At 65.4% G+C, this 19,487-nt stretch carries 15 protein-coding genes and 1 riboswitch; of the genes, 7 read left to right on the forward strand and 8 right to left on the reverse strand.

Annotation, left to right across the window (positions count from 1 at the left end):
- On the forward strand, positions 1-268 hold a 268-nt coding region (locus tag HK108_RS17525; protein ID WP_181272473.1), incomplete at its 5' end, for a transposase.
- A 75-nt stretch (positions 269-343) separates the two neighbouring features.
- On the opposite strand, the gene HK108_RS17530 is transcribed toward HK108_RS17525, so the two are convergent.
- Entirely contained in the window at positions 344-2,101 is a 1,758-nt protein-coding gene (locus HK108_RS17530; RefSeq protein ID WP_181272474.1) for an FAD-binding protein, read from the reverse strand.
- A 103-nt stretch (positions 2,102-2,204) separates the two neighbouring features.
- On the opposite strand from HK108_RS17530, the gene HK108_RS17535 reads away from it, so the two are divergent.
- Positions 2,205-3,158 (forward strand): LysR family transcriptional regulator, encoded by a 954-nt coding sequence (locus tag HK108_RS17535; RefSeq protein ID WP_139470323.1) that lies wholly within the window; start codon positions 2,205-2,207, stop codon positions 3,156-3,158.
- Between the two features lie 29 nt (positions 3,159-3,187).
- Here the strand turns inward: HK108_RS17535 and HK108_RS17540 are convergent, their stop codons facing one another.
- Together HK108_RS17540 and HK108_RS17545 are read right to left on the reverse strand one after the other, a co-directional pair.
- Positions 3,188-3,757, reverse strand: coding sequence for a GNAT family N-acetyltransferase (locus tag HK108_RS17540; protein ID WP_216657127.1), 570 nt, complete (start codon positions 3,755-3,757; stop codon positions 3,188-3,190).
- Positions 3,758-3,867: 110 nt separating this feature from the next.
- Positions 3,868-4,854, reverse strand: coding sequence for an LLM class flavin-dependent oxidoreductase (locus HK108_RS17545; RefSeq protein WP_139470325.1), 987 nt, complete (start codon positions 4,852-4,854; stop codon positions 3,868-3,870).
- A gap of 193 nt (positions 4,855-5,047) precedes the next feature.
- Here HK108_RS17545 and HK108_RS17550 point away from each other — a divergent pair, with 193 nt between their 5' ends.
- A complete protein-coding gene (locus HK108_RS17550) occupies positions 5,048-6,229 on the forward strand; it encodes a PQQ-dependent sugar dehydrogenase (RefSeq protein WP_139470326.1) in 1,182 nt (393 codons plus the stop codon).
- Positions 6,230-6,422: 193 nt separating this feature from the next.
- Here the strand turns inward: HK108_RS17550 and HK108_RS17555 are convergent, their stop codons facing one another.
- Complete coding sequence (locus HK108_RS17555; RefSeq protein WP_229664247.1) at positions 6,423-7,070, reverse strand: copper resistance CopC family protein; 648 nt, start codon at positions 7,068-7,070, stop codon at positions 6,423-6,425.
- A gap of 65 nt (positions 7,071-7,135) precedes the next feature.
- A complete protein-coding gene (locus HK108_RS17560) occupies positions 7,136-7,651 on the reverse strand; it encodes a low molecular weight protein-tyrosine-phosphatase (protein WP_139470328.1) in 516 nt (171 codons plus the stop codon).
- A gap of 52 nt (positions 7,652-7,703) precedes the next feature.
- Here HK108_RS17560 and HK108_RS17565 point away from each other — a divergent pair, with 52 nt between their 5' ends.
- Positions 7,704-9,674: a M13 family metallopeptidase gene (locus HK108_RS17565; RefSeq protein ID WP_181272475.1), complete on the forward strand. Its 1,971-nt coding sequence runs from the start codon at positions 7,704-7,706 to the stop codon at positions 9,672-9,674.
- A 101-nt stretch (positions 9,675-9,775) separates the two neighbouring features.
- Here the strand turns inward: HK108_RS17565 and HK108_RS17570 are convergent, their stop codons facing one another.
- Positions 9,776-11,425: a DUF1684 domain-containing protein gene (locus HK108_RS17570; protein WP_229664248.1), complete on the reverse strand. Its 1,650-nt coding sequence runs from the start codon at positions 11,423-11,425 to the stop codon at positions 9,776-9,778.
- Between the two features lie 135 nt (positions 11,426-11,560).
- Here HK108_RS17570 and HK108_RS17575 point away from each other — a divergent pair, with 135 nt between their 5' ends.
- Positions 11,561-12,865: a M18 family aminopeptidase gene (locus HK108_RS17575; protein ID WP_181272476.1), complete on the forward strand. Its 1,305-nt coding sequence runs from the start codon at positions 11,561-11,563 to the stop codon at positions 12,863-12,865.
- Between the two features lie 62 nt (positions 12,866-12,927).
- Positions 12,928-13,036, forward strand: a riboswitch (TPP riboswitch).
- Positions 13,032-14,840, forward strand: coding sequence for a phosphomethylpyrimidine synthase ThiC (gene thiC, locus HK108_RS17580; RefSeq protein ID WP_181272477.1), 1,809 nt, complete (start codon positions 13,032-13,034; stop codon positions 14,838-14,840). Its footprint overlaps the riboswitch before it by 5 nt.
- A gap of 212 nt (positions 14,841-15,052) precedes the next feature.
- On the opposite strand, the gene HK108_RS17585 is transcribed toward thiC, so the two are convergent.
- Complete coding sequence (locus HK108_RS17585; protein ID WP_139470334.1) at positions 15,053-16,045, reverse strand: TAXI family TRAP transporter solute-binding subunit; 993 nt, start codon at positions 16,043-16,045, stop codon at positions 15,053-15,055.
- A gap of 16 nt (positions 16,046-16,061) precedes the next feature.
- Entirely contained in the window at positions 16,062-18,383 is a 2,322-nt protein-coding gene (locus HK108_RS17590) for a TRAP transporter permease (RefSeq protein ID WP_181272478.1), read from the reverse strand.
- Positions 18,384-18,689: 306 nt separating this feature from the next.
- Here HK108_RS17590 and HK108_RS17595 point away from each other — a divergent pair, with 306 nt between their 5' ends.
- The gene (locus tag HK108_RS17595) at positions 18,690-19,481 is read left to right on the forward strand and encodes an amidohydrolase family protein (protein ID WP_181272479.1); all 792 of its coding nucleotides are present in this window, start codon (positions 18,690-18,692) and stop codon (positions 19,479-19,481) included.
- Positions 19,482-19,487: the final 6 nt, after the last annotated feature.

Genomic DNA, 19,487 nt, shown 5'->3' on the forward strand with positions numbered 1-19,487 from the left:
GGCGAATCCGATTCCTGCTTCGTCGGGCAACACGCAACGACACCGGTTGAACAGGGGTGGGGATCGGCAGTTGAACCGGGCCTTGCACACGGTGATCACGAACCGGATGATCCACGATGAGAGGACCAGGGATTATGTTGCCCAGCGCTTTGGTGAGGACCCGACGAAGAAGTCGAAGAGGGAACTCAAGCGCAAGCTCAAATGGTATCTAGCGCGTCGAGTTTTCAAGATTCTCAACGGGCTAGAAACAATTCCCACGCCGGCTTGACAGACATAGAAGGATCGGCCCAGCAACCTCGCGCAAGGTTGCTGGGCCGCCGTCAGGTAGTAATTGGGGATGGGGTTATTCGACGAGCTTGCCCTCCTGGCTGATCTCGCCGGTGTGCATGAGCTCCTCGACCTCGGGGTCGACCGGCGGGATCGATTCGCGGACCACCCCAACGCTCGGCGACCACACGAGGTTGACCTGCAGCGCCGGGTCCATCTCCGGGTAGTCGCTGCGGTTGTGGCAGCCGCGGGTCTCACGGCGCTCCAACGCGCACTCGATGGTCGCGCGGGCCGCGAGCACCGAGGACTTGAGATCGAAGGCGTGCGCGAGATCGGAGAATCCAGCGATATCGGGATGGATCCCGACGAGTTCGAGGCGCGCCTCGATCGCCGCGAGCTTCTCCAGCCCGGCCTGCAGACCCGCCTCGTCGCGGACGACTCCGGCGTGCTCGGTCATGAGGTTGCGGACCTCGCGCTGCAGGGCCCGGACGTTCTCCGTTCCCTCGGATGCCAGCAGACCGGCGATCTCGGCCCGCGCCTCGGCGACGGCATCCCGACTCCGCACCTGCGCCTCCAGCCCCTCGGAGTACGCAACCGCCGACTGGCCGACGATGCGACCGAAGACGAGGAGTTCGATGAGCGAATTTCCGCCCAGCCTGTTCGCCCCGTGCAGCCCGGACGAGGCTTCGCCGATGGCCCACAGACCTTCGACATCGGTGCTGTGATCGACCGGGTCGACCCACACTCCGCCCATCGAGTAGTGCGCGGTCGGCGCGATCTCGATCGGCGAGGCCGTGATGTCGAGCATCTGGGTCTCCATGAGCGTCTGGAACACTCGGGGCAGGCGGTTCATGATGGTTTCGCGCGGCAGATGGGACACGTCGAGCCACACGCCGCCGTTCTCGGTGCCGCGCCCCTCGGCGATCTCCGTGTAGGCGGCGAGCGCCACCCGGTCACGGGTGGAGAGCTCCATGCGCTGCGGGTCGTAGCGTTCCATGAACCGCTCCCCCAGTCCGTTGCGCAGGATCCCACCTTCACCGCGGGCCGCCTCGGAGACCAGCGTGCCGGCGGCGTTCTCGGGTTCGATGATGCCCGAGGGGTGGAACTGGACGAGCTCGGCATCGCGCAGCCGGGCACCGGCCTCGACGGCCAGACGGAAGGAGTCACCGGTATTCTCATCCCGACGCGAAGAGGTCCGCCTCCAGATCCGGTTGTGTCCGCCGGCGGCGAGGATGACGGCGTCGGCGTAGATCCGGTAGCCGGTGCCGTCGATGACGTCGAAGCCGAAGGCGCCGAAGATGCGGCCGTCGGCGACGAGCAGCTTCGTGATGTAGACGCGGTCGAGGATCGGGATGTCTAAGGCTTCGGCGCGACGAATGAGGGTGCGCTGGATTTCCAGCCCCGTGTAGTCGCCGGCGAAAGCGGTGCGACGCCAGGTGTGGGCGCCGAAGAAGCGCTGAGAGATCCGACCGTCGTCCTCCTTCGCGAAGTCCATTCCATATCGCTCCAGGTCAGCGATGCCTTCGGCTGCTCCCTGGGTGACGATTTCGACGGTCCGGGGGTTGGCGAGGTCATAGGATTCCTTGATCGTATCGGCAGCATGCTGCTGCCACGTGTCGTCCGGGTCCATCGTCGCCAGGGCCGCGTTGATGCCGCCGGCGGCCAGCGAGGTGTGCGCGTCCTCCTTCGGCCGTTTGCCGACCGCGAGGACATCGGCGCCGGCTTCGGCGACCTCGATCGCGGCCCGCAGGCCCGATCCGCCGGTTCCGATGACCAGCACCGAGGTGGAGATGGAGTGTTCTTTTCGGCGGGGTCCGCCCTGTGTGGTGTGCATGGATTCCACTATGGAACCACCCACTCCATACGTCCAATGCATTGTTTGAGTCAAGTCGATAGCGATAGACTATTGCCATGTCTGACCTGCACGGAGACCCACGATGAACCTCGAACAGCTGAGAAGCTTCGCCGAGGTGGCCGCCACCGGCCATTTCACGAAAGCCGCCGCGACGCTCCATTTGGCCCAGCCCTCGCTGTCCCGACAGATCTCGACGTTGGAGAAGGAACTCGGGGCCGAGCTCTTCCACCGCGCGCACGGACACATCACACTCACTGACGCCGGCCAGACCCTGCTGCCGACGGCGAAACGCATGCTCGCCGATGCCGAGGCGGTCCGCCGCGACATGGACGAGCTCGCCGGTCTGCGGCGCGGTCGCGTCCGGCTCGGTGCGACCCCGACCCTGTGCGTGAGCCTCGTGGCCGAGGCGATCAGCCGGTTCCACACGGCCCATCCCGGCGTCGAACTCGAGCTCGTCGAAAAAGGCTCTCGTGAGCTCATCGAGTCACTGGCCGGCGGCGAACTCGACCTCGCGCTCATCACCCGCACCTTCGACCTCGCCCCGCAGATGCCGAGGCTCAGCCTGCGCGGGATCCTCGCCGAGGATCTCGTCGTCATCGCCGCCGCCGGTTCCGATCTGCTCAACTCAGACCGTGCGCAGACCGATGGGATCACCCTCGCCGAGGTGGCCGACCGTCCCCAGGTCCTGTTCCATCATGGCTACGACCTCAGGGAGGCGACCTCCGCAGCGTTCGAGACGGCCGGACTGAGCCCCCGAGTCGTCGTCGAAGGGGTGGAGATGGATGCGGCGCTGCGGTTCGTCGAGCGCGGCCTCGGGGTCGCGATCGTCCCGGCAATGGTCCTCGTCGACCGGCCATTGCTTGACTCGGCGCCCCTGGCCGATCCGCAGCTGACGCGGACGGTCAGCCTCGCGACGCGCGCGGACGTGCGGGCGACCAGGGCCGCCTCGGCGATGGAGTCGACGGTCCTGTCCACCGCCCGCACGCTCGCCGACACCGAACCCGGACTGGCGGCGCATGTGCGCCTGGTGGGGTGAGGTCGAGCCTCGGTGAGGACGGAGTGCCTCTATGCTTCAGTCGAAAGCGTGCGGACCATGGTCGAGACCTTCGGACCGTTCGGCACCTGCGTCTCGGCGATGGTACTGAAACCGAATCGGACGTAGAGAGCGACATTGCGCGGATCCGACGTCTCCAGCGACACCAGGGAGCCGATCGTGTCCATCCGGCGCAGACCTTCGGCGAGGATCGCCGACGCGATGCCCGACCCCCAGCTGTCGGGTTCCACACCGATGGTGGCGAGATCCCACGCGGCGTGGGGCCGCGACGGCAGGTGTGTGGCCATCAGCACCTCGAGGCGATCACCGAGCAGCTCGCTCACGCGGTTCTGTCGCTCGGAGTTAAGGTCGGGAGCTTCCGGGGGCACGAAGGCCGCCACGCCCCGGTACTTCTCCTCGACGATCACCAGCCCGCACTCGACCGCGTGGGCGAGATAAATCGCCTGCAGCTCCTCCAGCCGCGCGCGATAGCGGTCGGCCGGCACCGACCACCGCGTCCAGGAGTATTCATCAAAGGCTCTGGAGAGCACTCCTGCGGCGGCGGGGACATCGGCGGCAGTCGCCTCACGCACGGCAATCATCACGATACCAATCTACCGCGGTTCGACGGGTTCGCCGACACCGTCGATGTCCACAGCCAATGGCCGAACGGCGGCTCGCGCCCCAGCCTGGGGTCCGCTCAGTCGTCGCCTCAGAACCAGGCGTCGGCGAGCAGTTTCAGCGACTGGCGCTGCACCTCTGGATCGTAGGCGTAGGTGACGGTGATGAGTTCGTCGGCGCCGGTGCGTTCGACGAACTCGGCCATCTGCGCGGTCGCAGTATCCGGTGAGCCGACGGCGCTGATGGACAGCATCGGGCTGGTTCCGCCCTGCGCATAGATCTCGGCCGGGTCGACCGGGGGCTGCAGATTGCGGCGGCGGCCGGTGCGCATGTCGTTGAACATCTGCTGCACCGAGGTGAACTGGCGGGCCGCCTCGGCGTCGGTATCGGCGACCATGACGTTGATCCCGGCCATGACGTAGGGTTCGTCGATCTGGGCGGTCGGCGCATCGGCGGTGAACGAATCGCGGTAGGTCTTGATCGCGATGTCGATCTGGTCGGGTGCGAAGTGCGAGGCCAGGGAGAACGGGAGGCCCAGCTGACCGGCGATCGAGGCGCCGTTCATCGTCGACCCGAGCACCCAGATGGGCACGTTCATCCCCGCCGAGACCGCGGACTTGATCGGCATCGTGTGCGCCTGCCCTGTCTCGGAGAACCAGCCCTGCATGTCATAGATGTTCTGTGCGAAGTCCTGTGGTTCGGCCGAGGATCGGGCGAGCGCCTGCGCGGTCATCCCGTCCGTGCCTGGTGCGCGCCCGAGGCCCAAGTCGATGCGCGGCCCATGGATGTTCGCGAGCGTTCCATACTGTTCGGCCACCATGAGTGGCGCGTGGTTGGGCAGCATGACACCGCCGGACCCGACCCGGATCTTCTCCGTCACCGAGGCGGCCTGAGAGATGAGCAGTGCTGTGGCGCTGGCGGCCAGGCCCATCGTGTTGTGGTGCTCGGCGAACCACAGGCGTTTGTATCCCAGTTCGTCGGAGAGCTTCGCGTTCGCCATCGATTCGGCGATGCCCTCGCGCGCGGTGGCTCCTTCCCGGATGGAGACGAGATCGAGGATGTTCAACGGAACGGACAAGGCGGAAGGCTCCTTCGGTGGGCGCACGGTGCGGTTGCGGGATGCAGTCGCAGAATTTCAGTCACTTGAGGCAACAGTCCGAGCAGACGGTTCTATTCCTGTGCAGACGGTCCCATTCAGCGGCAAGCGGTTCAGTTCTTGAGCGGCCGACGGATAGTCTTGTGCCACCGGACTCCCCGATGAAGGCGAGATCATGAGCACCTCAGCACACTTTCGCACCCGGCGGCTCCTCACCGGTGCCGCCGTGTCCCTGGCCGTCGTCCTCAGCGCCTGCTCCTCCGATTCGCACTCCGGCGAGACCGACGGTCGGGACGAGTCAGCGGCGGGGGCCGCCTCGGCGAGCAGTGGTTCCGGATCATCCGACACCGGGTCCACATCGTCAACACCGGGCGCGGACTCTCCCGCGGTCGTCGCGACCGGCCTCGAATCCCCGTGGTCGATCGCCTTCCACGGGCAGACCATGCTGGTCAGCGAACGCGATTCGGGTCGCATCCTCGAAGTCTCCGCAGGTGGCGACGTTCGTGAGGTCGGCCGGATCGATGACGCCTCGGCCTCGGGTGAGGCGGGCCTCCACGGTCTCGCGGTCGACGATGACCGTCTCTACGCCTTCTTCGCCGCTGGGACGGAGAACCGGGTCGTACGGTTCGACCTCCTCGGCGAGGCCGGGAATCTGTCCCTGAGTGAGGAGGAGACGATCCTCGACGGGCTGCCGACCGCGAACTTCCACAACGGCGGGCGGCTCGCGTTCGGGCCCGACGGAATGCTCTATGCCACGCTCGGCGATACGGGCGATCGCGACAGCGCACAGGACGAGAGTGCGCTGTCGGGAAAGATTCTGCGCATGACGCCCGACGGCGACGTTCCCGATGACAATCCTTTCGGCGATTCACTCGTCTTCAGCATGGGGCACCGGAATCCGCAGGGCATCGGGTGGGACGACGAGGGCACGATGTACGCCTCGGAATTCGGGCAGGACACGTGGGACGAACTCAACGTCATCGAAGCCGGCGGGAATTACGGATGGCCCGAGGTCGAGGGCATCGCCCAGGGTGACGGTGCGAGTGACGGCGGCTCCGGTGACGGGGACGGTGATTTCATCGACCCGGTGCAGCAGTGGTCCCCCGACCAAGCGAGCCCCAGCGGACTGGCCGTCACCGATGACAGCATCCTCATCGCCGGGCTGCGCGGTGAGCGCCTACACCAAGTTCCGCTCGACGACCTGAAGTCGTCGTCAGAGCTGTGGACCGGCGAGCACGGGCGACTGCGCGATGTGGTCGAAGCGCCCGACGGGTCGCTGCTCGTGCTGACGAACAACACCGACGGTCGCGGAGAACCCGGCCCGGACGACGACCGTCTCCTGCGTTTCACACTCTGAGGTGCTGGCCCGACCGCCTCCCTAGCCTCTCCTTCAAGGCGAAGCACACTTATCAGCCGGTGTACCTCGCCATAACCGCGCTGACGCTTGAACGAGATCGCCGCCGATTCCACCACGGACCGGATACACCGAGGCCCCGAACGCTCTTCGCGTTCGGGGCCTCGTGTCAGACGTGCTGTGTGGGGGTCCTCGCTCAGTTGTCCTTGGTGCCGGGCAGGCCCTGGGACTTGCGACGCATGAGCAGAACGACGATGACGATGATGGCCAGGCCGCCGACAGACAGCAGCACGATCATCGGCGTCGACATTCCGGAGTCGCTGCCGGTGGACTCGCCGATCTCGCCGCGATCCTCGGTGTCCTTGCCGGGTTCGTCGACGACTCCGCCGCCGAGTCCGGCCTTCGTCGACTCTCCGGACGATTCCTTGACATCACCGCCGGCGCCTTCGGCATCCTTGATCGCGAACGAGTAGTCACCGGAGATCGGGTGGCCGTCCTGCGACACCACGCGCCAGGTGACCTTGTAGTCGCCGGGTTTGAGATCATCGGGCAGAGCGACGCTGAGTTTCTTGCCCTCAACGGTCAGCTCACCTGCGGAGACATCCTTGCCGTCGACGACGACCTTGACCTCGGAGCCGACTTCCTGGATGTCGCCGGAGAAGGTCATCTCGAGCCATTTGGGCTGCTGATCGAGTTCGGCACCGTCCTCGGGATTCGACGACACCAGCTGATCATGGGCACTGGCGGCGGGGGCGAATGCGAACACGCTCATCGCGGCCACCAGCAGGGCGGCGAAGCCCAGCCTGAGAGCGGACCAGTTCTGTCGTGTCATGAGACGAGTCATGAGAGTTTCTCCTTCGAGGCGTACCTGCGATGTCGGTCGTGTCAGCAAGCTTGTGCCTACTAGTATCACTGAGTTTTCGCGGCCAGCGCGCGCAGACGATCCGTGATTCCCGGCACGGACACTTCAATTGTCTCAAGAGTTTCTTCGAAATCCTTGAATTCGCCGTACCAGGGATCCTCGACATCCGGCGCCGGAACACCGTCGCCCTCGACCCCGGCCACCCGCGGATCGAACTCGCGTAGCATCCGCAGCTCCGGGGCCGCCTCGGCGGGAAGACCTGAGATCATCCGCTCCAGGGCACGATAGTGGCGGGCGGTCATCGCCACCGCCAGATCGCGGTCGGCCAACCATTCGGGGGTGATCTGCCGAGCGACGTGATCGTCGGTGCGGTAGCCGGCCGCGGCGAGCACACGCGCCTGACGTGGGTCGATGGGGTTGCCGGCCTCCTCGTCGCTGATGCCGGCGGAGTCGACGACCGCCTCGGCGCCGGTATCGGCCAGGTGATGTAAGAGCACACGTTCGGCGGTGACGGATCGGCAGATGTTGCCGGTGCACACGAAAACGACGGATGCCAGACTCATATCTCCTCCTCGGGCAGGGCGTGCGGGGCTCTGATCACGATACTGTGGGGCCATGACTTCTGAAACCTCACTGACCTCGATCAGGCCTCAGGACGACCTGTACCAGCACATCAACGGCGAGTGGATCGACTCGTTCACGATCCCCGATGACCGGGCCGGCGACGGAGCCATGCGTGAGCTCTTCGACACCGCAGAGACCAAGGTCCGCGACATCATCACCTCCGTGTCCGACGCCCCGCAGGAGCCGGGCTCCGAGGGGCAGAAGGTCGCCGACCTGTTCACCTCGTTCATGGATGTCGATCGCATCAACGAACTAGGAGTCGCCCCGCTGACCTCGACGTTCGCAGCCATCGACGCCGCCGAGGACAAGTCTGAGCTCGCCGCCCTTCTCGCCCGGTTGGAGACCGAGGGTATCGGCGGTCTGCTCGGTGGGTACGTCACCGCCGATGCGAAGGACTCCGACGTCTACGCCCTCTATCTCGTCCAGGCCGGCATCTCCCTGCCCGACGAGGACTACTACTTCAACGACGACCACGCCGAGGTGCGCGCGAAGTTCCTCGCCCACGTACAGAAGATCGCGGCCCTTGCCGGCCTCGGTGAGAAGTCCGGGATCTCCGACGCTGAGGTGGCCGCCAAGGTGATGACGTTCGAGACCGAGCTCGCACGCCACCACTGGGACCGCGTGGCCTGCCGTGATGCGGAGAAGACGTACAACAAGTATTCGATCTCCGAGCTGCGCGACCTCGGTCCCGAGTTCGACTTCGACTCCTACCTGGGGATCCTCACCGCCGATGCGTCTGATCTGAAGTACCTCGTGGTCTCCCAGCCCTCATTCGTCACGGGCATGGCGAAGGTGTGGGCGGAGACCGACATCGAGACCATCAAGACGTGGTTGCGCTTCGTCGTAGTCTCCGACACCGCCTCGCTGCTCTCCGATGAGTTCGTCGAGGAGAACTTCGACTTCAACTCCCGCACTCTCTCGGGCACTCCTGCCCTGCGGGAGCGCTGGAAGCGCGGGGTCAGCCTCGTCGAGGGCTACCTCGGTGAGGCCGTGGGCAAACTCTACGTCTCAGCTGAGTTCCCGCCGTCGTCCAAGGACGCGATCGACCATCTCGTGGGCATGCTCATCAAGGCCTATGACAAGTCGATCCGCGAGCTCGACTGGATGAGCGAGGAGACGAAGGAACGCGCCCTGGTCAAGCTCTCGAAGTTCACTCCGAAGGTCGGCTACCCGGAGGTGTGGCGGGAGTACCCGGCCGCGATCGACTCCTCCGACCTGGTGGGCAACGTGCGTCGCTGCTCGCAGGCCGAGCATGTGCGGCAGGTGAAGCGGATCGGCGGGCCCATCGACCGCACGGAATGGCTGATGACCCCGCAGACGGTCAACGCCTACTACCACCCGGTGATGAACGAGATCGTCTTCCCGGCAGCGATCCTCCAGCCGCCGTTCTTCGACGCCTCCGGTGAGGTGGCCGCGAACTTCGGAGCGATCGGCGCGGTCATCGGCCACGAGATCGGTCACGGGTTCGACGATCAGGGATCGCGTTATGACGGTGACGGCAACCTCGTCGACTGGTGGACCGAATCGGATCGGACCCTGTTCGAGGAGCGCACGAATGCGCTCATCGCCCAGTACGAAGAGCTGGTCCCGGCAGGTCTCGAACCGAATCAGCACGTCAACGGGGCGCTGACGGTCGGTGAGAACATCGGCGACCTCGGTGGTCTGTCGATCGGGTGGAAGGCGCTCGAGCTCGAGCTCGGTGAACGGGCGGGCACTCCGGGCGTGCCGGTGGCGCCGTCGGGCGAGCAGGCGAAGGCGTTCTTCGAGGCGTGGGCGAAGGCATGGCGGTCGAAGATGCGCACCGAGGAGCGTGTGCGCAGGCTGTCGATCGACCCGCATTCGCCGGAGGAGTTCCGCTGCAACCAGGTCGTGAAGAACATGACCGCCTTCCACGACACCTACGGCGTGGCAGAGGGCGACGGCATGTACTTAGCCCCCGACCAGCGAGTCACCATCTGGTAATTGCTACCTGACGGCGGCCCAGCAACCTCGCGCGAGGTTGCTGGGCCGCCGTCAGGTAGTTCTGGGAGGAAACGGGCGCTGGGACTGAAGCGGGACGGCCCTCAGCGGTGGTGTCGGATGAGGGCGACCATGCGATAGTCGAATTCCTGCCAGCTCGTGATCGAGGCGCCGGATTCCATCACCGACTGGAAGTCCTCGACTTCGGTGCGGTCGGACTCGAGCGGAATGTTGAAGGGCATCTCCACGTAGATCAGCCCGCTGGCGTCGGTGTGGACGATGTCGAATCCGGCCTGCTTCGGGTCGAGTTCGTTGTTCATCACGATGAGCAGACGCTCCGCCGACGCCTCGTATTCGGTTTCGATGCCGTCGACGTAGCCCTGCTGCGAACGCAGCTCCCGCTGGGCCTGGATGACGAACGCCGAGTACGCGCCGATGCCGATGACCGGAATCCGTGAGGTCAGCGCTTCGGTGGCGACATCGATGAGCCGCGACCGGGCCTTGCGCCCCAGCGGCGACAGATCCCCGCCTGACATCGCAACCCCGTCGAAGCCGACGAGCGAGATCCGCCCGTCGTCGTGGTTGGGGTTGAGGATGGTGATGTCGAGGCCGAAACGCGAATACCAGGGGCGGGTCACCTCGGCGCTCTCTTCGTCCCACCACACGTAGAAGAGGAACGGCACGTTGATCCCGGCCTCCGAGTAGAAGAACGGGGGGCGCCGCTCACCTGCGGTGACGTCGAAGGGAACGACGTTTCCCTCGATCGGGGCCGGGCAGGTGGCGAATGAGGTGAACGCGAACGGGTAGTTCACCGCACGGTTGAAATCGATGACGAGCGACCCGTCCTGATTCGGCACTCCGAGGTCGATGGTCCGCCACGCCGCGGTGGTGCTCCCGTTCGTCGAATCGTGGAAGTCCAACTGGAGCCCGGTCTTCGGGCACCCGGTGGCGAGCAGGCTCACCTCACCGTGCGAGGTCTCGAAGGTGACGGTTCCCGCCGCCTGTGTCTGCAGCTGCAGGTCCTCTTGGGCGGTTTCGATCGTGTAGGTCTTGAACGGGTCGAACCTGGTGAACCGGGCGAGGAAGACGAAGTCCGGGTCCGGGTCGAAGACCGGGACCTCGAAGAACTTCCCGAGCAGCGGGGACTTCGAATTGCGCACACGCACACCGAGGCGGCCGCCCCGATCGATGAGTTCGTAGAGGACGTTGCCGACGGTGAACCAGTTGAGCGAGCCGCCGTTCGGAAGCTTCGCGCTGAACCCGTTCTCTTCCACGCGGACCTGAGGCTTGGCGGGCGCTGCTGCGTGCCCGTCAGATCCCGCACCGGGTCCGGCGTCCGTTCCAGCAGAAGAGTCGGCACCCGCAGCGTCTGCCGCAGCCGCGCCCGCACCGGACTGGTCCATCACCCTCGGCAGAGTCGAGGTGTCGCTGGGCACGGCCGGGCTGGTCGCCCGCGTCGGCCCCGAGTTGGTCACACCCGTGCCGTTCGTCCCGTTCCCACCGGCAGCCGACTCACCGTTGCCGACCTTGCTGAGCAGGTCGAATGTCTCGGCTGCGGGGCCGGCCTTGATTCCGGTCTTCAGGGATACGGTCACCCATCCGTCGTCGACGGTGAACGTGCCGGGGGCGTCGGTCCAGGTCGATTCGGCGTCGAGCCAGTGGAGTCCGACGACGCTGAGCCAGCCGAACGGTTTCGCAAGGGCTGAGTTCCGTGAGTCGCGCCAGGTGTTCCACTCCGTCACGAACTGGTTCACGTCGAACACTCCTTGCCGTCGCTGGTGCGGTCGCAGGGTCGCTGCCCCCGCCTGATTCTCGGACCCGGTGGCAACCCGGCGTCTGAGGCCTGATCTTCTTCTCCTCCAAACTACCGCAAACGATAGGCTGGGGAAATGAATGAATCACTCCCGAGACCGGATGTGGCCGCGACGACAGCGGCCGACCTCGGCGACTTCGTCAGCGCATCTCCCAGCTCCTACCACGCGGTGGACACCGCGGCGAAACGCCTGGAAGAGGCCGGTTTCTCCCGCCTCGACGAGTCCGTTCCCTGGGCGCTGACGCCCGGAACCGGGCACTACGTCATCCGCGACGGCGCGCTCATCGCGTGGATGAATCCCACCGTCACCGAGGCGGCTCCCCGGTTCCGTGTGTTCGGTTCCCACACCGATTCCCCGGCGTTCAAACTCAAACCCGGCGGCGAGTTCACCGCCGAAGGCACCCGGCAGGTCGGGGTGGAGATCTACGGCGGGCCGCTGCTGAACTCGTGGCTCGATCGTGAGCTCGCCTTCGCGGGTCGACTCAGCCTCGCCGACGGCAGCATCGTACTCGCCCACACCGGGCCGATCGCCCGCATCCCGCAGCTCGCGATCCACCTCGACCGGCAGGTCAATGAGGGTCTTGCCCTGGACAAGCAGCGTCACACCACTCCCGTCATCGGCCTGGCCGACCTCGCCGAGGCGGACATCATCGAGCTGCTCGCAGAGTCGTCCGGGGTCGATGCCGAGTCCGTCGTCGGCCACGATGTCTACACCATTCCCGTTCAGGAGCCGGCCCTCTTCGGTGCCGCCGAAGAGTTCTTCGCCTCGCCGAGGCTGGACAACCTCCTGTCCGTCCACTCCGGCGTCACCGCGCTCACCCAGCTCGATACTGACGGGCTCGACGGCATCCCCCTGTTCGCGGCGTTCGATCATGAGGAGATCGGGTCGAATTCGCGTTCGGGCGCGTGCGGTCCGTTCCTCGCCGATGTCACCGAGCGCATCGTCGCCTCCTTGCTGCCGCAGTCGACGCGCAGCGATTATCTCGCGTCGATGGCCACCTCGGTGTGTGTCTCCTCCGATGCCGGGCATGCTGCCCATCCGAACTATCCGGAACGGCACGATCCGCATGTCCGCCCCCGCCTCGGCGGCGGTCCCCTGCTCAAGCTCAACGCTCAGCAGCGCTACGCCACGGATGCGGTGGGCACCACCGTGTGGTCGCAGGCGTGCGCGGTCGCCGGGGTCGAGTACCAGGATTTCGTGTCGAACAATGCGATGCCCTGCGGGTCGACGATCGGACCGCTGACCGCGACCCGGCTGGGCATGACGACCGTCGATGTGGGCCCGGCTCTGTACTCGATGCACTCGGCCCGCGAAATGGTCGCGGTCTCCGACGTCGTCGCCCTCGGCGCCGCTGCGAAGGCGTTCCTCCAGGGCAGCTGACCCCATTCCCGTCGCTCAAGGAGCCACGGTTGTCCTCACTGCGTCAGTCGTGATACGAATGGCACGACCCCACGGGAGCCCGATGCAAGGGCTGAGATCGGACTGGATCGTCCGAGACCGTAGAACCTGATCCGGTTGATACCGGCGTAGGAAGTGAGGACTGCAGATGACTGCATTCACCCCTGAAACACCTGCCCCTGCCACGACTTCGTCTGACGCAGATTCGCACGACCAGTTCACCCTCGAGCAGTATCCGACGCATTCGCCGGCGTGGGTCGATGACGAGGAACACGACATCCTCGTTCCCGTGACCCGCATCGAGCTCGAGGACTCGAACGGCCGAGTCAACGATCCCGTCGACGTCTACCGCACCGTCGGGCCGGGCAGCATTCCGGAAGAGGGACTGCCCGCTCTGCGATTCCCGTGGATCGAGAACCGCCTCGACACTGAGACGTATGACGCCCGCGGCCACCGCATCGCCGATGACGGTCGTGCGGCCGTCCGCCGAGGTGCCCCGTCACAGCAGTGGAAGGGACGCAAACCGGTTCCGCGAAGGGCCAAGTCCGGCCGCACGGTGACCCAGATGCACTACGCAAGGCAGGGCATCATCACACCGGAGATGCGGTTCGTGGCGCTTCGCGAGCAGTGCGATGTCGAACTCGTGCGCGCCGAGCTCGCCGCCGGTCGCGCGATCATTCCGAGCAACATCAATCACCCCGAATCCGAGCCGATGATCATCGGCAAGGCGTTCCTCGTCAAGATCAACGCGAACATCGGCAATTCCGCAGTCACCAGCTCCATCGCCGAGGAGGTGCAGAAGCTGCGGTGGGCCGCGAAGTGGGGTGCCGACACCCTCATGGATCTGTCGACCGGCAATGACATCCACACCACCAGGGAGTGGATCATCCGCAATTCGCCGATCCCCATCGGCACCGTCCCGATCTATCAGGCGCTGGAGAAGGTCGACGGCGATGCGAACGCGCTGACCTGGGAGATCTATCGCGACACCGTCATCGAGCAGTGCGAGCAGGGTGTCGACTACATGACCGTGCACGCCGGTGTGCTGCTGCGCTACGTTCCTCTCACGGCTGACCGGGTCACCGGGATGGTCTCACGCGGCGGGTCCATCATGGCCGGCTGGTGCCTTGCCCACCACGAGGAGAACTTCCTCTACACCCACTTCGATGAACTCTGTGAGATCTTCGCTCGCTACGATGTCGCTTTCTCGCTCGGCGACGGACTGCGGCCGGGTTCTATCGCCGATGCCAATGATGCCGCCCAGTTCGCCGAGCTCGACACTCTCGCCGAACTCACCGAACGCGCGTGGGCCCACGACGTCCAGGTGATGGTCGAAGGGCCCGGGCACATTCCGCTCCACCTCGTGCGGGAGAACGTCGAACGTCAGCAGGAGCTCTGTCACGGTGCGCCGTTCTACACCTTGGGTCCGCTGGTTACGGATATCGCGCCCGGATACGACCACATCACCTCGGCGATCGGGGCGACGGAGATCGCCCGCTACGGCACGGCGATGCTCTGCTACGTCACCCCGAAAGAGCATCTCGGGCTGCCCGACCGTGACGACGTCAAGACCGGGGTGATCACGTACAAGATCGCCGCGCATGCCGCCGATATCGCGAAGGGCCACCCGGGGGCGACGGCCCGCGATGATGCGCTGTCGAAGGCTCGATTCGAATTCCGATGGCGGGACCAGTTCGCCCTCGGCCTCGATCCGGAGACCGCCGAGGCGTTCCACGACGAGACGCTGCCGGCGGAACCGGCGAAGACCGCGCACTTCTGTTCGATGTGCGGTCCGAAGTTCTGCTCGATGCGCATCTCCCAGGACATCCGCGATACCTACGGCAGCGCCGAGGCGCAGGAAGCCCTGGCCGGAATGCAGCAGAAGAGCCGCGAGTTCCTCGCATCGGGCGGAGAGGTCTACCTGCCCGATCCGACCGTCGGCCTGCGGGAAGGCTGAGTCCGGCTCCGGGCCGGATCCCGTCCGTCGGCCCTCAGAACAACTGAGGGCCGACGGCCACGGCGAAAACTGCCCGAGGGTCGCACGGCCCGCCGTGCGTAGCGGGGTGCTCCGCTCCTCGTCAGCGTCGTTCAAGGCGGAGCGCGCCTATCGGACTGTACACAGATCGACAGACGCGCTCCGCCTTGAACGAGCGGTTGGTCAGCTCGCACTTACTTATTCAGCTCGTCCAGTGCTTTCTGCGAGCCCGGGTGCAGCTTGATCGGCTCCGGCGGTTCGGCGGTGTCGAGGTTGATCTCCTTCGCCGCGGCATGCACCTTGACCAGGTCGTCCTTTTTGTCGAAGAGGAGCTTCGTCAGAGCACAGGCCGTGCCTTCGTCCATGTCATTGCGGACCATGAGCACGTTCGGGGTGACGATCGTCTTCACCGTGTCGACGCCCTTGTACGTGTCACCGGGGATCTCTGCCACCTCGTAGACGGGGTTGATCTCCTTCATCTTCCCCTCGAGGTCGGAGATGTCGAGGATCTCGACGTCCTTGCCGTTCGAGGTGAAGAGGTCGGTGACTCCTGCCGTGGGCAGTCCGCCGGACCACACCATGCCGTCGATGGTTCCGTCCTTCATCCCGTCGACGGTCTTCGACAGGTCGAGGCGCTGTTTGGTCACGTCCCCGTCCTTGAGTCCGGCCGATTCGATGAGACGGTTGGCGATGACCTCGGTGCCGGACTTCGGCGAACCGGTCGAGATGGTCTTGCCCTTGAAGTCCTCGACCGAGTCGATTTCGGCATCCTTGCGCACGACGACGTGAGTGAAGTTGTCGTAGATGCGCGAGAGCGCGGAGATGTCCTCGGCCTCCTTGAAGTCCGCATCCCCCGACACTGCGTCGGCAGCGGTATCGGCCAGGGAGAACGCGATGTCGAAGTCTCCGCTGGACAGCTGTTGGAGATTCTGCACGGAGGCGCCGGTCTCCGACGCTGTGGCCTTGAGGTCGGAGTTGTCGGAGATCACCTGCGCCAGACCGCCGCCGAGCACGTAGTACACGCCGGTCGAGTTGCCGGTGGCGATGGTGATCTGCCCCGAGGCGGCGGTGCAGCCGTCTCCGCCTTCTGCGGCGGGCTCGGCTTCGCGCTTGCCACCGCATGAACTCATCGTCAGCACTGCGGCCAGGGCCGCAGCGGCGATCGTGAACGTCCTTGTTCGCTTCATGGACTTCGTCCCTTTCTCAATTGGTCCCGGCCGGTGTTCCGGACGAGGGTGGTGCATCGGTGGGTCCGTCACCGGATCCTCCTGCGCCGGGTGTACCCGTGCCGGTTGCGTTCGACGGTGCCTCATCCTTCGCCGAGGCGGCCGGTCCAACCGCAGTTCCCGTCGCCGAGGAGGTCGCCGGCTTGCGTCGGAGGATGAGGTGGATGACGACGGCGAGGGCAAGGGCCGCGAAGCCGACCATCATCGACAGCGGCTGCAGGTAGAGGAGCGCGCCGGCGGCGAGGAAGCACAGGATCCGCTCGGGCCAGCCGGCGCGGCGGATGATCCATCCGCCTGCACCCGCGGCCAAGGCAGCGACTGCGCAGGCCGAGACGAGGAAGGTCCAGACCGCGCCGAGGAACCCTCCCTGAGCGACCAATGCGGCACCTTCGGGGGTGAAGGTGAAGGCCAGGGGGACGAGGAATGCGGGGATCGCGTACTTGCAGGCCTGCCACATGGTGGCGATGACGCGGCCGCCGGTGATCGCCGAGGAGGCGACCGCCGCCAGTGCGGTCGGCGGGGAGACCTCGGAGAGGACTGCGTAGTAGAAGATGAACATCGCCGCGGCCGCCTCGGGGACTCCGAGGGTGATGAGGGCTGGGCCGACGATGACCCAGCTGATGATGAACGAGGCGGTCACCGGCACTGCCAGACCGAGCACCGTCACCGCAACTGCAGCGAAGATGCAGGTGAGGATCAGGACGACCGTCGGATTGTTCGAGAACGCTTGGGCTCCCTTGATGAGGATGTCGGAGATGACCTGGCCGAGCCCGGTCTTCGTGATCGTCGAGACGATGATGCCGGCGGCGGCACATACGCTCGTCACCGGCAGAACCGAGCGGATGCCCGTCGACAGGGCCCCATAGAACACGTCCCAGACGGCGCGGAGGATCGTGGCGGGTTCGCCTCGGCGAGCGAGGATGATCTCGATGATGCCGAATCCGATGCCTACGAGCGTCGCGTAGACGACGGCTTTGAACGGTGCCATGCCGAGGGCGAGGAAGACGACGATGATGCCCAGGGAGATGAAGTGGTAGAAGCCCTTTTTGAAGATCGGCCATGACCGCAGCCCCGGCGGCGGGGTGTAGTCGACTTCGATCTTCCGGGAGTCGATTTCGATGGCGAGGAAGATGCCGAGGTAGTACAGGAGGGTGGGCACGACTGCCCACAGAAGGACGAGTCCGTAGGAGACGTTGAGCAGCTCGGCGATGATGAAGGCCGCGGCACCGAGCGTCGGCGGGGACAGGATCGCGCCGATGCCGGAGGCGGCAAGCATGCCGCCGGCGTTCTCCTTCGGATAGCCGGCTCTTTTGAGCACCGGCCAGGTGACCGCGCCGAGCGAGACGGCCGTGGCCGTGCCCGAGCCGGAGACCGTGCCGAGGAGGAATCCGGACAGTGCCACGGTGCGTCCGGGTGCTGCCTTGGATTTCTTGAACAGGGAGAAGCTGAGGTCGATGAAGAAGCTGGCGGCGCCGGTCTTGTCGAGCACGGCTCCGTAGATGGTGAACAGCACGATGTAGGTCGCGGCCACGTCGAGTGGGATTCCGTAGAAACCGGAGGCGTCGTTGTACAGGGCGTTGACGATCTGGTCGAAGTTCTGCCCGGCATGCGAACCCGGCCAGTTCACGGGGATGTAGGAGCCGTAGTAGCTGTAGAGGAAGAAGACGATGCAGAAGATCGGCAGGATGAGTCCGGTGGTCCGGCGGGTCGCTTCGAGGATGAGCAGAAGCAGGACCCCGCCCATGATGACGTCGAGGCCGGTCAGCGATCCCTGCCGGTTGAGGAATTCGTTGAATCCGCCGGAGAAGAACGGCAGCACCGGATAGGCGCAGGTGAGGAAGGTGATGACGACGAGTGCCCAATCGATGATCGACGGGTTGTCGTTCTTCGCCCGTCTCCGCTTCGGCGATGTCGAGGATTTCGCCGAGGCGGCCCCCGCCTCGGCGCCGGCCGTGCCCACGACCCCTGCCCCGTCCGTCGAAACCGCCCCAGCCGCCTCCGCGGCTTTGTCGGCCGCTACGGCTTTGCGACCGAATCCGGGCCGATAGCAGACGAAGACCAGCGGCAGCACGAAGGCGAGGAACCACATGAGGTAGAACTGGTTGCCCTGCCGCAGAGGGAAGAACACCTGGTTGAGCACGAAGAGCGAGACGACGAAGCAGACGATGCCGACGCCGAGGTCGAGTCTGCGCGTCAGCGTCCGCTGCGGCAGCTCTTCGTCGTATTGAGCGATGAGCTCGTCGACGTCGGTCTGCTGCACCGAGTCTGTCGAAGCGGCCTCGGCAGTGCGTCCGGACATCCTCATCCTTCCAAATGTTCGAAAGAGAGCAGCCGCGATCACCGTCGACCAGCGCCACTCGATCACCTCAATGTGAACTCCCTCACAATATACCGGGGCGCTGACATGACCAGGTCGGTCGACCGCGCGTTCGAGACCCTTGATGGGATCGTTATCCGCAGTGCCGAAGAATGAGAATCAGCGAGCCGCTCCTCCGCTCTCCTCTTCAGCGTCGTTCAAGGCGGGACGCGCCCATCGAACGGCACACAGACCGACAGACGCGCCACGCCTTGAATGAGCAGTTCGGAGACGTTGTAGGTTGACGGTATGAGCGAACTCCAACGTGCCTTCGACGCGCACCTGCACATCATCGATCCGAACTATCCGCTGATCGAGAACAACGGTTATCTGCCCGATCCGTTCACGGTCGCCGACTATCGCGCGCGACTGCAGAGCCTCCCCGATGTGGGAGTCGAAGTCGCAGGAGGAGCAGTCGTGTCCGGTTCGTTCCAAGGCTTCGACCAGGGGTACCTCATCGAGGCCCTGCGCCAACTCGGCGACAACTATGTCGGCGTTACCCAGCTGCCGGATGAGACCACCGATGATCAGATCCGACGCCTCGACGAGGCCGGCATCAAGGCTCTGCGATTCAATATCGCCCGCGGCGGTTCGGCCACCCTCGATGCCCTCGACAGCTTTGCCCGACGGGTCCATGACCTCGTCGGATGGCACGCCGAGCTCTATATCGACGCCCGCACCATCGATGAGGATCTCGCCGCACGCATCGCCTCACTGCCAGCGGTGAGCATCGATCATCTTGGCATGCACGAGGACGGACTGTCCACCCTGCTTCGCCTCGTCGAGGCCGGAGTCAAGGTCAAGGCCACCGGTTTCGGCCGTGTGGAGCTCGATCCCGCCGAGGCGGTCCGTCGCATCGTCGACACCGACCCGACCGCGCTGATGGTGGGGACGGACTTGCCGTCGACGCGGGCACGTCGCCCCTTCGCCGATGCCGATTTCACGCTCCTTCGTCAGGTGCTCACCCCCGCCGAGGCGGACGCGGTGTTCTGGTCGAACGCGGCCCGGTTCTACGGCGTCGAGTCCACAACCGCTGAGTAGGCATTC

Origin of the sequence: Brevibacterium sediminis (assembly GCF_013623905.1) — a bacterium.
Taxonomy (GTDB): Bacteria; Actinomycetota; Actinomycetes; order Actinomycetales; family Brevibacteriaceae; genus Brevibacterium; species Brevibacterium sediminis.

Bases quoted from the DNA above. Each gene is read 5' to 3' on its own strand.
- HK108_RS17530 (WP_181272474.1), bottom strand. From the start codon at position 2,101: ATGCACACCACACAGGGCGGACCCCGCCGAAAAGAACACTCCATCTCC.
- HK108_RS17535 (WP_139470323.1), top strand. From the start codon at position 2,205: ATGAACCTCGAACAGCTGAGAAGCTTCGCCGAGGTGGCCGCCACCGGC.
- HK108_RS17540 (WP_216657127.1), bottom strand. From the start codon at position 3,757: ATGATTGCCGTGCGTGAGGCGACTGCCGCCGATGTCCCCGCCGCCGCA.
- HK108_RS17550 (WP_139470326.1), top strand. From the start codon at position 5,048: ATGAGCACCTCAGCACACTTTCGCACCCGGCGGCTCCTCACCGGTGCC.
- HK108_RS17555 (WP_229664247.1), bottom strand. From the start codon at position 7,070: ATGACTCGTCTCATGACACGACAGAACTGGTCCGCTCTCAGGCTGGGC.
- HK108_RS17560 (WP_139470328.1), bottom strand. From the start codon at position 7,651: ATGAGTCTGGCATCCGTCGTTTTCGTGTGCACCGGCAACATCTGCCGA.
- HK108_RS17565 (WP_181272475.1), top strand. From the start codon at position 7,704: ATGACTTCTGAAACCTCACTGACCTCGATCAGGCCTCAGGACGACCTG.
- HK108_RS17575 (WP_181272476.1), top strand. From the start codon at position 11,561: ATGAATGAATCACTCCCGAGACCGGATGTGGCCGCGACGACAGCGGCC.
- thiC (WP_181272477.1), top strand. From the start codon at position 13,032: ATGACTGCATTCACCCCTGAAACACCTGCCCCTGCCACGACTTCGTCT.
- HK108_RS17585 (WP_139470334.1), bottom strand. From the start codon at position 16,045: ATGAAGCGAACAAGGACGTTCACGATCGCCGCTGCGGCCCTGGCCGCA.
- HK108_RS17590 (WP_181272478.1), bottom strand. From the start codon at position 18,383: ATGTCCGGACGCACTGCCGAGGCCGCTTCGACAGACTCGGTGCAGCAG.
- HK108_RS17595 (WP_181272479.1), top strand. From the start codon at position 18,690: ATGAGCGAACTCCAACGTGCCTTCGACGCGCACCTGCACATCATCGAT.